The 12,639-nt window shown below is 63.7% G+C and carries 12 protein-coding genes; 8 read left to right on the forward strand and 4 right to left on the reverse strand.

Annotation, left to right across the window (positions count from 1 at the left end):
• Positions 1-76: 76 nt before the first annotated feature.
• From DOM32_RS09995 to DOM32_RS10010, 4 genes are all read right to left on the reverse strand, one after another.
• Positions 77-1,009, reverse strand: coding sequence for a 2-hydroxyacid dehydrogenase (locus DOM32_RS09995; protein WP_110633957.1), 933 nt, complete (start codon positions 1,007-1,009; stop codon positions 77-79).
• Between the two features lie 20 nt (positions 1,010-1,029).
• Complete coding sequence (locus DOM32_RS10000) at positions 1,030-2,667, reverse strand: gamma-glutamyltransferase family protein (protein ID WP_110633959.1); 1,638 nt, start codon at positions 2,665-2,667, stop codon at positions 1,030-1,032.
• Positions 2,664-3,740 (reverse strand): serine hydrolase domain-containing protein, encoded by a 1,077-nt coding sequence (locus DOM32_RS10005; protein ID WP_244179876.1) that lies wholly within the window; start codon positions 3,738-3,740, stop codon positions 2,664-2,666. The genes DOM32_RS10000 and DOM32_RS10005 overlap by 4 nt, the downstream gene beginning before the upstream one ends.
• Positions 3,741-3,810: 70 nt before the next feature.
• Complete coding sequence (locus DOM32_RS10010) at positions 3,811-4,275, reverse strand: DUF2501 domain-containing protein (protein WP_110633965.1); 465 nt, start codon at positions 4,273-4,275, stop codon at positions 3,811-3,813.
• Between the two features lie 281 nt (positions 4,276-4,556).
• On the opposite strand from DOM32_RS10010, the gene DOM32_RS10015 reads away from it, so the two are divergent.
• From DOM32_RS10015 to DOM32_RS10050, 8 genes are all read left to right on the forward strand, one after another.
• Positions 4,557-4,745, forward strand: a complete 189-nt coding sequence (locus DOM32_RS10015; protein WP_071230921.1) for a hypothetical protein — start codon at positions 4,557-4,559, stop codon at positions 4,743-4,745.
• Between the two features lie 209 nt (positions 4,746-4,954).
• Positions 4,955-6,163, forward strand: coding sequence for a 5-demethoxyubiquinol-8 5-hydroxylase UbiM (ubiM, locus tag DOM32_RS10020; RefSeq protein ID WP_208625359.1), 1,209 nt, complete (start codon positions 4,955-4,957; stop codon positions 6,161-6,163).
• Between the two features lie 79 nt (positions 6,164-6,242).
• Positions 6,243-7,145, forward strand: a complete 903-nt coding sequence (gene gnd / locus DOM32_RS10025; protein ID WP_110633967.1) for a phosphogluconate dehydrogenase (NAD(+)-dependent, decarboxylating) — start codon at positions 6,243-6,245, stop codon at positions 7,143-7,145.
• A gap of 348 nt (positions 7,146-7,493) precedes the next feature.
• Positions 7,494-7,718 (forward strand): glutaredoxin-like protein NrdH, encoded by a 225-nt coding sequence (nrdH, locus tag DOM32_RS10030; RefSeq protein ID WP_071230919.1) that lies wholly within the window; start codon positions 7,494-7,496, stop codon positions 7,716-7,718.
• A gap of 95 nt (positions 7,719-7,813) precedes the next feature.
• Positions 7,814-8,218, forward strand: a complete 405-nt coding sequence (gene nrdI, locus DOM32_RS10035; protein ID WP_071230918.1) for a class Ib ribonucleoside-diphosphate reductase assembly flavoprotein NrdI — start codon at positions 7,814-7,816, stop codon at positions 8,216-8,218.
• Positions 8,200-10,377, forward strand: a complete 2,178-nt coding sequence (gene nrdE, locus DOM32_RS10040; RefSeq protein WP_110633970.1) for a class 1b ribonucleoside-diphosphate reductase subunit alpha — start codon at positions 8,200-8,202, stop codon at positions 10,375-10,377. The genes nrdI and nrdE overlap by 19 nt, the downstream gene beginning before the upstream one ends.
• A 107-nt stretch (positions 10,378-10,484) precedes the next feature.
• Positions 10,485-11,465, forward strand: coding sequence for a class 1b ribonucleoside-diphosphate reductase subunit beta (gene nrdF, locus DOM32_RS10045; RefSeq protein WP_110634282.1), 981 nt, complete (start codon positions 10,485-10,487; stop codon positions 11,463-11,465).
• 343 nt (positions 11,466-11,808) lie between these two features.
• Entirely contained in the window at positions 11,809-12,564 is a 756-nt protein-coding gene (locus DOM32_RS10050) for a hypothetical protein (protein WP_110633973.1), read from the forward strand.
• Positions 12,565-12,639 lie beyond the last annotated feature (75 nt).

Below are 12,639 nucleotides of genomic sequence, written 5' to 3' on the forward strand. Positions count from 1 at the left end.
GTGGCGCCAGTTTAGCAAGTTGTCGCCTCGGCGTGCGGCCGAGGTTACTGCCGGCCACCGCTGATCGATGGCGCCATCAATATCCACGTTCGGCGTTGGCCAGATCCTCGACGTGCCCGGTCGTCTCGAAGCGTTCGATATTGGCGGCGACGATGCGACTGCCGGTCGGCGCGTCGATCAGCGAGGCGATGTGCGGCGTGACCGTGATGGCGGGATGCGCCCAGAAGGGATGTTCGCTCGGCAGCGGCTCGACGTGGAAGACGTCCAGCGTGGCGTGGCTCAACTGGCCGCTTTCCAGCGCGTCGAGCAGGTCGTCTTCGACCAGGTGAGGCCCGCGACCGGCGTTGATCACGCTGGCGCCACGCGGCAGTCTGGCGAAAAGGTCGGCGTCGAGAATCCCCATCGTCGCCTCGGTCAACGGCAGCAGGCAGACCAGGATCTCGCAGCGCGCGAGGAAGTCGGCGAACTCGGCTTGACCGGCATAGGTGGTGACCCCGTCAATCTCGCGCTTCGTGCGCGACCAGCCTAGCGTCTCGAAGCCGAGGGAGGCCAGCGTGCGCGCCGCAGTGCCGCCGAGATTGCCCAGACCCATGACGCCCACGCTGCGCTGCGTCGCTGGCGGCACCACCAGCTGTGCCCAGCGCCGCTCGCGCTGATTGGCGCTGATGGCCGGCATGTCGCGGTGGTGACGCAGCACGTGCAGCGCCACGTATTCGCGCATGCGCTGGGTCAGGTCCGTGCCCACGGTGCGGATGATCGGCACCTGGCGCGGCAGTTCGGCATCGGCCAGCACGTGGTCGATACCAGCGCCCAGCGACACGATCGCCTTGAGATTGGGGAAGGGCAGGAAAGCACCCGTCGCCGGCTTCCACACCACGGCGTAGGTGACGGCCTCGACATCACCCGGGTCGTGAATGGGGCGGATCGTCCAGTTAGAGAGCAGGGCCTGAAGCTGCTCGATCCACCAGTTCGTTTTATCCACACCCGGTATTGATACAACGATAGACATCTCGGAATCCTGGTAGTGAATCAGGGCCGCACGACCGGCTCGTCGTCGAGCGGTTCAATCTGAAACGGCGCCGGTGTGGCACCGCCGCCGATCGGCTGGGTCGGGTCGTTGATGCCGATGCACTCGCCGCTTTCAGGATCTCGCGAAACCGCCGAGACGCAGGCGTAGAGCTTGGGAAAAACCAGTTGCTGGGCGATTTCCAGCTCGAAGCGCTCGCCCAGCTTTGCCAGCGTCTCGGGATCGAAGCGCGGATCGACACGTACCGAACCGCGATAGCTGGCGTCCAGGCGCGGATGATGCACGGCATCTTCCAGGTTCATGTCGAAGTCCATCATCAGCGCGGCCACCTGGGTCACCGCCGGCATGATCAGATTGCCGCCGGAGGCGCCCGCCGAGAAACGTGCCTCGCCGCCCTTCACCGCTACCGTCGGACACATGTTCGAGGAGTTGATGCGCTTGCCGCCGGCCATGGTGGTGGGATAGCCGGGGCGCGGATCGAAGTAGCTGACGCTGTCGTTCATCAGCATGCCGGTGGAGGGCAGCGTGACGCCGGAGCCGAAGCGGTTGAGCAAGGTATAGGTGAGCGCCACCATGTTGCCTTCGGCGTCCACTGAGGACATCGACGAGGTACAGGCGCCATTCTCGATATCAATGCCACCGAAACCGCCATCCGTGGGCGACAGCACGCCGTTGCGAATCTTGTGCCGCTTCCAGCAGTGCTCCAGCGCTTCGGCATAGACGAGCCAGGTCTCCGGTGTCGGCGTTTCCGGCGGGGTCGGCATCGCCTCCAGCGCGTACGCCAGCATCTCGCGCTGGCGCAGGCCGCCGGAAACCTCGCCCGGCGTATAGAGCGTGTAGCCGCGATGCGCGGCGGCCATGGGGGCGTATTCGAATACCTCGTAGGCGGCAAGATCCTCCCGCGAGATGCGCGAGCCGCCCGCTTGCAGATCGCCAACGATCTTCTCGGCCAGGGCGCCGCGATAGAAGGTGTCGGCGCCGCTCTCGGCGATCTCGCGCAGGGTGTCGGCCAGTTGCGGAATGCGCAGCCGGCTCTCCGGTGTCGCCGGGTGCCCGCCGGGCAGATAGGTCGAACGCGATACTGGATCCCGGTCCAGCGTTCTGGCGCAGACGCCGATCTGCAGGCTGGTGAACCAGTCGACGTGCAGGCCCCGCTCGGCCAACTGGATCGCCGGTGCCATGACCTCGGCGCGCGGCTTCGAGCCGAAACGGGCGAGCGCATGCTCGAGCCCGGCCACGGCACCGGGGATGGTGATCGAGCGGTAGCCTTCGATATTGGCGTTGTCGACCACCCCAGGAAAACCCATCGGCGTCGCCGGCAGAGCCGGATCGACCGGATAGTCCTCGAATCGCGTATCGCCGGCGAGCACGCCCTGGAAATCGAGCGCCACGGCGCGCTGCTCCTTCGCCAGCCAGATCACCATGAAGCCGGCGCCGCCGAGACCGCACATCCATGGCTCGACGGCATTGAGCGCATAGGCGGTGGCGACGATGGCGTCGACGGCGTTGCCGCCGGCGTCCAGTTGCGCCGCACCCGCCTGCGCCGCCACACGATGTTGCGAGGCCACCGCGCCGCGTGTCGATCGTGCGGCGGGTGTGGTGAGGTGCCAATTGTCGCGGTCTCGGTGGGGATGTTTCACGGGGAGGATTCCTGATGGGGACGATTGGTCGCCTCGATCAACTCGGCAACCAGCGCTTCGACGTTGTCCAGATAGTCGCTGCCGCTGGAAGGCGGCGTCGGATCCGAAGTCATCACCACGGTCATGGCGCGAGACGGCACCACGTAGAGCAGCTGGCCGCCGTAGCCCCAGCCATAGTAGACGGGCTGGCCGGCGATGCGGGTGATGAACCAGCCGTAGCCGTAGTCGTCGCCGTTGAAGAACGAGCGGGTGCGCGGCTGCCAGGAGCGTTCGATCCAGTCGGCCGAGAGTACCGTGCGGTCGTCGCGGGTACCATGCTGGCGGATCATCTCGCCGAAACGCAGTAGCGCCTGCGGTGTCAGGCCCATCTCGTTGCCGCCGAAATAGATGCCCTGCGGGTCCCGTGTCCAGGGAGGAATCGCGATCCCCAGCGGATCGCCCAGCCAGTCGCGTGTCAGTGCCAGGGTGCTGCGGCCGGTCGCTTCGGTGAGTGCCGCCGAGAGCAGGTGGCTGTTACCGGTAGAGTAGAGCATGCGCCCGCCGGGTTCGGCGACGAAGGGGCGTTCCAGCGCATCGGCGACCCAGTTCGAACTCGCCACCCAGGCGCCATAGTTGCCGCCGGAGGTGCGTTCGAGCCCCGCCTGCATCGAGAGCAGGTTGCCGACGGTGATATCGCTCACTCGCGGGTCGATATCCGCGGGTACCCGGTCGCCCAGCAGTTCGACCACCGGCTGATCGACGCTCTCGATCACGCCGCGGTCGATGGCCGCGCCGACCAGTGCCGAGATCAGCGTCTTGGAAAGCGACTTGATGTTGGCCGTCTCGTTCGTTTCGTGGCCGCGAAAGCCTTCGTCGATCACGGTGTCGCCATCGACGGCGACCAGCAGGGAGTGACTGCGCGGCAGAGTGCCCGCCTGCTCGGCGATGCTGTCGCGAGCGGCCTCGGGCAGCGGGGCGGCCAGGGCCGGCGACGCCAGCAACAGGACAACGGCGAAACGCCGCCCGCGGGAACGGGCAGCGACGGTCGGGAATCGAAACGAGGGCAGTATCGGCATGCGTCCAGTCTGGCGCATGCCGTGGCGTTCTTCCATGACGCCAGGGCCGTGGCGCCGGATTGCAGCAGCGTACGTGCGCCGGCGGGCATCAGCCGCCGAGGAAGGAGGACATGGCCTTGTCGGCAATCATGCCGCAGGCGCGCTCGCCGACCTGATCCTTGAGGTTGGTCAGGCTGAAGGTCTGGCCGTTGCCGCTATCGAGCAGCCCGCCCAGCCCCTTTTGGTAGCCGTCGCTCTTCTCGGCCTGGCTCTGGCCGCCGATCTGCTCGAGCAGGCGGTTCTTGACCTTGTCGGTGGTGCTTTCGGTATAGCCCTGTTCCTGGCAGTAGCCGAGCACGCCGGCCACGTTCTGCATGCTGCCCAGGTTCAGGGAGCCGGAACTCAGCGCGCCGAGCAGCGAGGCGCCACCGGCGGACTCGGTGTCCTGAGAGGACTGGCCGGACAGCATTTCGCCGGCGCTCTTCTTGACGCTATCGAAGCTCACGGCCGCGGCCATCGGGGAGGCGACGACGGAAGCGGCCATCAAGGCGGCGGAAAGGAAACGAAGATTCATGAGTTAACACTCCTGGCGGAAAAGACACCCTGCAAGCGAGGGTTCGATGAAGCGATCCGCGAATGGTGACGACAGGGCGATGAGGCGCCGCGCTAGCGCCATCCTGCGCTAGGGTGACCATGGTCGGTGGTTCGGGGATGGGTAGCAACGGTCATTCTGTGACCGAATGACACGATGGCGAAACGCCGCCCGGCCTCATGGTCTAGTCTTGGGGTATCGGGAGGCGTTCGGCGTTCCCTCGAACGTTTCCTCGAACCGTTCCCTCGAAAAAAGGAGAGGTCATGATCATTACCGTTGGCGAATTCAGGAAACTGCTCGAAGAGTACGATGACCAGCTGGAACTGAGCTTCAGCGGTCTGGAGTACCACCGCCTCCGAGCCAAGGGCGAAAAGCATCTGGAGGTCGAGTTCGAGGAGAAGGTTTTCAAGGACAAGTTGGGCCACGTCAAGGTTCACAGCGAAAAGCAGTGAACGCGCCTGTCGGCCTTGGAAATCGCATCGGCTCGAACACCGCTGGCGTGAACACTGCCAGTTCGAACGCCGGTAGAGGCAATATGGGCCATCCTATGCCGAACCGGCGGGACGATGGCGGCGTTGACCCGGGATGCGACGGGTGAGGCTTCGCCGTGGCACCTTTTTCCGTTACCGTTACGCCCCATTGACGCTAGGGAGCGGCACGAATGGATGATTCAACCCCTGTGACGCAGGTCGACGTCGCCATTGTCGGTGCAGGGCCGATCGGCCTGTGTTTTGCCAACGCGCTGTCGCGTCATGGCGTGAGTTCGGTGCTGATCGATCGTCAGCCGCGGTCGGCGATGGTGGAGCCGGCCAGCGACGGGCGAGAGATCGCGCTGACCCGGGCTTCCCAACAGATTCTCGACAAGCTCGGCGTATGGTCGCGAGTCGAGCCGGACGAACGCGCCCGGATGCGTGCCGCCAAGGTCTTCGATGGTCAGTCGCTGTTCGCGATGGAAATTGCGCCTGGCGCTTCTCGCAACGAGCCCCTCGGCTGCCTGGTGCCCAACCAGGTGATTCGACGTGCCGCCTATGCGGCGTTGCCGGCCGGCTCGGCGGGCGCGGGAGAGATCCTGTGGCGGGATGAACGGCAGATCGAGCGGTTCGAGGCCCGGGACGACGAGGTCGATATCACTCTCGCCGGCGGCGAGCGGCTGCAGGCCTCGCTGCTGGTGGCGGCGGACAGCCGCTTTTCCACCACCCGCCGTGCCATGGGCATCCCCGCCCATACCTACCAGCACGGTCAGCATATGCTGGTCTGCCGGATGCAGCATGAAGAACCGCACGACCAGACGGCCTGGGAGTGGTTCGGCTACGGCCAGACGCTGGCGCTGTTGCCGGTGGATACGCACTGCTCGTCGCTGGTGCTGACGCTGTCGCCGGCAGAGATGGAGAAGCAGCTGTCATTGAGCGACGAGGACTTCGGCGCCGATATCACGCGGCGCTTCGGTGGCCGGCTGGGCGCCATGCGCCGGGTCGCGGCGCCTCATCGCTATCCGCTGGTCAGTGTCTATGCCGAACGCTTCGTCGGGCACCGCCAGGCGCTGATCGGCGATGCCGCCGTGGGCATGCATCCGGTAACCGCACATGGCTTCAACCTCGGGCTGCAGGGGCTGTCGCGACTGGCAGACCTGATCGGCGAGGCGCGAACGCGAGGGCAGGATATCGCCTCGCCAACGCTGCTGGCACGCTATCAGCGCGAGCAGCGTCTGGCGACGGCGCCGCTGTTCGCCGCCACGCTGGCGATCGTCGGCCTCTACACCGATGACCGCACCCCGGCCAGATGGCTGCGCAAGGCGGTACTGCGCGCCGGTGAAGCGGCCTGGCCGGCCAGGCGCCTGATCGCGAGTCATCTGACACGCTCGATCGGCTAGCCTCACACGCCAACCGTAGGCGCCGAGCGCGAGGAGCATCTCGGCCGACGACGCCTTTCTCGACTCAGGAGGAGTTCGTATGGATCTTGCAATGGTGGGACTCGGGCGCATGGGCGCCAACATGGCGGAGCGCCTGGTGCGCGGCGGGCACCGAGTGGTGGGGCACGACCCCAGCGCGGAAGCGATGGCGAAGGCGGCGGAGAAAGGGATCGAGCCGTCGGACTCGCTGACGGCGGCGATCGACGCCCTGCCGTCGCCCAGAATCGTGTGGCTGATGGTGCCGGCCGGCCCCCTGGTCGATACGCTCATCGGGGAGCTCGAACCGCTGCTGTCGAAGGACGACATCGTCATCGACGGCGGCAACTCGATGTACAAGGACACGGTGCGCCGGGCCGAGACACTGCGCGAGCGCCACCTTCATTATGTCGACGTCGGTACCAGCGGCGGTGTCTGGGGCCTGCAGGAGGGCTACAGCATGATGGTCGGCGGCGAGACGCCGATCGTCGAATCGCTCAGGCCGCTGTTCGAGCGTCTGGCGCCGGCCGCCGACAAGGGCTGGGGCCATGTCGGTCCCAGCGGCGCGGGCCACTTCACCAAGATGGTCCACAACGGTATCGAGTACGGCATGATGCAGGCCTATGCCGAAGGTTTCGCGATCATGGAGCGCAAGGATTTCGATCTCGATCTGCATCAGGTCGCCGAGATCTGGCGTCATGGCAGCGTAGTGCGCTCCTGGCTGCTGGATCTGACTGCCAACGCGCTGGAGAAGAACCCGTCGCTGGAGGGCATCGCGCCCTTCGTGTCGGACTCCGGCGAAGGACGCTGGACCGTGGCGGAAGCCATCGAGCTTGACGTCAGCGCGCCGGTGATTACCCTGTCGCTGCTCGAGCGCCTGCGCTCCCGCGAGCAGGATTCCTATGGCGACAAGCTGTTGTCTGCCATGCGTAACGAATTTGGCGGACACGCGATCAAGAAGGGGTGATCTGGGCTCTGCTGTCGATACCGGATCTCTCCTTTCCTGCTACCACATAGTGTGTTTCGACGCGCCGGTTTGGCACAAGCCACCGGCGCGTTTCCGGTTACGGGGCAGGACGTTTTTATCCTTGACATGACGGGAAGCGGGCTACCATGCGGGCTCCGCGAGGGTGAAAAGTTGTCTACAGGAAATTAACAGAAAAACAGCACATCTATGCTTGGAAAAAGACGCGGCTACCATATATAGTATTTTGCAGAAGCGGCGGCCACGCGCAGAAACGCGTGATTCCCACGTCGCCCCCCAAGCCAGCACCATCGATCTCGATGGCGTCTTTCCCAGTCAAGGATGGTTATCATGAGCATCACGATCTATAGCAAACCTGCCTGCGTCCAGTGCAACGCCACCTATCGCGCTCTGGACAAGCAAGGAATCGACTATACCGTGGTCGACCTGACGCAAGACGCCGATGCGATGCAGCGCGTCCAGAACCTGGGCTATCGCCAGGTGCCGGTCGTGGTCGCGGGTGAAGATCACTGGGCCGGGTTCCGCCCGGACAAGATCAGCACGCTGGTTGCCTGATCCGACGATTTCGAATTTTTTGACTCGAATCTTTCCGGCTGGCGCGGCATTCGAATCGCGCTGCCGAGAACCGCGCAGGGCGCAGGAGACTCGTCATGGCCGGGCTGGTCTACTTTTCGACCAAATCAGGCAATACGCGTCGCTTCGTCGAAAAGCTGGGTTTGCCGGCCAGCCGGATTCCATTGAACCGGAGCGACCCACCGCTGCGGGTTGAAACACCCTATATTCTCGTTGTACCGACCTACGGTGATGGCGACCCGCGTTCTGCGGTGCCGTCACCGGTCATTCGCTTTTTGAATGACGAACATAACCGGTCCCTGATTCGCGGCGTCATCGCTGGCGGCAACACCAACTTCGGTGCCTCCTTCGGGCTGGCCGGACGGGTCGTCGCGGAAAAATGTCAGGTACCGCTTCTCTACCGTTTTGAACTGATGGGCACCGTAGACGATGTCCACCGAGTCCTTTCAGGGGTGAACGAATTTTGGAAACGCTCAGCCTAGAGTCAGAGACGTCAGCACGCCCTGCTGCCGGCGCTGAACACAACGCCAAGACGCTCGACTATCACGCGCTCAACGCCATGTTGAACCTGTACGACGCCAATGGCCGTCTGCAGCTCGACAAGGATCGCGAAGCGGCGCGTCAATATTTCCTGCAGCACGTGAACCAGAATACGGTGTTCTTCCACTCGCTGAAGGAAAAGCTCGATTACCTGGTGGAAGAGGGCTACTACGAGCAGCAGGTGCTCGATCAGTACGACTTCGGCTTCGTCTCGGCGCTGTTCGATCAGGCCTACGCGGCGAAGTTTCGCTTCCAGAGTTTTCTGGGGGCGTTCAAGTACTACACCAGCTATACGCTCAAGACCTTCGACGGCAAGCGCTACCTCGAGCGCTTCGAGGATCGTGTCTGCATGGTCGCGCTGAGCCTGGCGCGAGGCGACGAGATGCTGGCCAGACAGCTGGTCGACGAGATCATCCACGGCCGTTTCCAGCCGGCGACGCCGACCTTCCTCAACTGCGGCAAGCGTCAGCGCGGTGAGCTGGTGTCGTGCTTCCTGCTGCGCATCGAAGACAACATGGAGTCCATCGGGCGCTCCATCAACTCGGCGCTGCAGCTCTCCAAGCGCGGCGGCGGCGTGGCGTTCTCGCTCTCCAACGTGCGCGAATCCGGTGCCCCGATCAAGCGCATCGAGAACCAGTCCTCCGGCATCATCCCGATCATGAAGATGCTGGAAGACGCCTTCTCCTACGCCAATCAGCTGGGAGCGCGGCAGGGCGCGGGCGCGGTCTATCTCAACGCCCACCATCCGGACATCCTGCGGTTCCTCGATACCAAGCGCGAAAACGCCGATGAGAAGATCCGTATCAAGACGCTGTCGCTGGGCATCGTGATGCCGGACATTACCTTCGAACTGGCCAAGCGCAACGAGGACATGTATCTGTTCTCGCCCTACGACGTGGAGCGCATCTACGGCGTGCCGTTCGGCGACATCAGCGTGACCGAGAAGTACGAAGAGATGGTCGCCGACGGGCGCATTCGCAAGAAGAAGATCAACGCCCGCGAGCTGTTCCAGACCATCGCCGAGCTGCAGTTCGAATCCGGCTATCCGTACCTGATGTTCGAGGACACGGTCAATCGTGCCAACCCGATCCATGGCCGGATCAACATGTCGAATCTCTGCTCGGAGATCCTGCAGGTCAACACGCCCACCGAATACGACGACGACCTCGGCTATCGTCACATCGGCGAGGACATCTCCTGCAACCTGGGCTCGCTCAACATTGCCAAGACCATGGACTCGCCGGACTTCGGCACCACGGTGGAAGCGGCCATTCGCGGTCTGACCGCGGTCTCCGAGATGAGCAACATCACCTCGGTGCCGTCGATCGCCGAAGGCAACGCCAAGTCCCACGCCATCGGCCTGGGGCAGATGAACCTGCACGGCTATCTGGCGCGTGAGCACATTCTCTACGGTAGCGAAGAAGGGTTGGATTTCACCAACATCTACTTCTATACCATCGCGTTCCATGCCATCCGGGCGTCCAACCGCATCGCCATCGAGCGCAACCAGCGCTTCGCCGGCTTCGAGAAGTCGACCTATGCCAGCGGCGAGTACTTCGACAAGTACACCGAAAAGGCGTGGGAGCCGAAGACCGAGAAAGTGCGCGGCCTGTTCGAGAAGAGCGGCATCGAGATCCCGACCCAGGACGACTGGCGCGAGCTGAAGGCCTCGGTCATGGCTCACGGCCTGTTCAACCGTAACCTGCAGGCGATCCCGCCGACCGGCTCGATCTCGTATATCAACAACTCCACCTCGAGCATCCATCCGGTGACGGCCAAGGTCGAGATCCGCAAGGAAGGCAAGCTGGGGCGCGTCTACTACCCGGCGCCATACCTGACCGACGAGAACCAGGAGTACTACCAGGACGCCTACGAGCTCGGCCCCGAGAAGATCATCGACACCTACGCCGAGGCGACCCAGCACGTCGACCAGGGGCTGTCGCTGACGCTGTTCTTCCGCGACACGGCGACGACTCGCGACGTCAACAAGGCGCAGATCTACGCCTGGCGCAAGGGCATCAAGACGATCTATTACATTCGTCTGCGGCAGGCCGCGCTGGAAGGCACCGAGGTGGAAGGTTGCGTTTCCTGCACCTTGTGACGCCTGCCTCTCGATAACGACCGACTTTGCGTGAACGCGCCGGGGCCTGATGTCTCATGAGGCATCACCCGCCCCGGCGCCAACCGAACGAGAACACTCTCATGGATATGCCCGCTACCGCCGCCGCCCGCCGTCTGAGCCGGGTCGATGCGATCAACTGGAACCGCCTGCAGGACGACAAGGATCTGGAAGTCTGGAACCGGCTCACCGGCAACTTCTGGCTGCCGGAGAAGATCCCGCTTTCCAACGACATCCCGGCCTGGAACACGCTGACCGAGCACGAACAGCAGCTCACCATTCGCGTCTTCACCGGCCTGACGCTGCTCGACACGATCCAGGGCACGGTGGGCGCGCCGACACTGATCGAAGATGCGGTCACGCCACACGAAGAGGCGGTGTTCACCAATATCAGCTTCATGGAGTCGGTTCACGCCCGCTCCTACAGCTCGATCTTCTCGACGCTGTGCGCGACTCGCGATGTCGACGACGCCTACCGCTGGAGCGAGGAGAACCCGTTCCTGCAGAAGAAGGCGGAGCTGATTCTCGAGCGTTACCGCGCCGAGGACCCGCTGATGCGCAAGATCGCCAGCGTGTTCCTGGAGTCGTTCCTGTTCTACTCCGGCTTCTACCTGCCGATGTACTGGTCCAGCCGCGCCAAGCTGACCAACACCGCCGACCTGATCCGCCTGATCATTCGTGACGAAGCGATCCACGGCTACTACATCGGCTACAAGTTCCAGCGTCAGCTGGCCCAGCTGCCGACGGAGCGTCAGGAAGAGATCAAGATCTACGCCTACGAGCTGCTCCACGAGCTCTACGACAACGAGGTCAAGTACACCGAGGCGCTCTACGACGATGTCGGCCTGACCGAAGACGTCAAGAAGTTCCTGCACTACAACGCCAACAAGGCGTTGATGAATCTGGGCTTCGAAGCGCTGTTCCCGGCCAGCGTCACCGACGTCAGCCCGGCGATCCTCGCCGCGCTCTCGCCCGGTTCCGACGAGAACCACGACTTCTTCTCCGGCTCCGGCTCCTCCTACGTGATCGGCAAGACCGTCAGTACCGAGGACGAAGACTGGGCGTTCTGAGACACCTGGACGAACCGAAAATACTGGCGAGGTCGATCAGGTTGGTTTTGCCACCCTAATGACGCCTGCCAGATGGTGCTGGACGACGGTCACCCGTGCCGGATCTTGCGTCATGGATGACGCAAGAGGCGCGTTGGGCAGGATGCCCTTTCGCGCCGACCCGAGCGCGGGCGATTGACGTTCAGGGTTCCGCCGTCTGTGGCGTTCTGCGCAGGCGGTTCCGTTACCCATCTTTTGACGATTTCGTGATTCAGGCTTCCTTGTTCGCTGCACACTGTCTGCAAGAAACAACGCGATAGTGTTCCTGCACCGCGTCTCGGTGCGCAACCAGGAGCGTGAAGTCATGAATTTTTCGAAAAAGAACCTGTTGGCGCTGGCCGTTGCTGCCTCCATCCTGTCACCGCTCGCTCAGGCCGCGCAGACCGAACAACCCCGACCGCCAGCTGCCCATGGTGAGTACAAGCCGCACGGCAATCCGCTCAAGGATGCCGTGGTCGCCAGCTGGAATCTCGATAAAGACCAACTGGCCAGCCTGGCGCAGGCCGACAGCGATTTCCGTACCGGCCTCCAGCAATTGCGTCATGACAGTGACGACAAGGCAGCGCCCGAACAACGTCGCGCCGCGATGGAGTCGCTGCTCGAGCAGCAGCGCGAGCAACTGGCCGACGTACTGACCGACGAGCAGCTGCACGCCTACCAGATGCTGGAGCGTCCGCGCCCGCCGATGATGCACCATCGCAGTGGCCCGAAGATGGACCCCGAGCGGATGACGGCCGGGTTGGAGGATCGCTACGCGCCGTTGTTCGCCACCTGGGACCTGAGCCAGGAGCAGAGTGCCGCCGTGCTGAATGCCGAGCGCACCTTCTTCGACGGGCTGCATCAGCTGAAGCGTCCCGATGGCAAGGCGGACGAAGCGATGAAGGATTCACGAGGCGCGCAGTTCAAGCAGCTGCTGGAGCAACGTCACAGCGCACTCTCCGAGGTGCTCGACGACGAGCAGCTCGCCGCCTTCGAAGCGCTGACGAAACCGCCTCGCGGCATGCACAAGGGGCCTCGCCACGGTCCGCAGCCGGAAGGCGAAGCGCCCACGGCGGGCTGATACGGTCGAATGCCTCTTGCGTCGATCACACTGTATCGACGCGCACCACACGAGCCCTTCTCCGGAAGGGCTTTT

This window comes from Salinicola salarius (assembly GCF_003206135.1).
GTDB lineage: Bacteria > Pseudomonadota > Gammaproteobacteria > Pseudomonadales > Halomonadaceae > Salinicola > Salinicola salarius.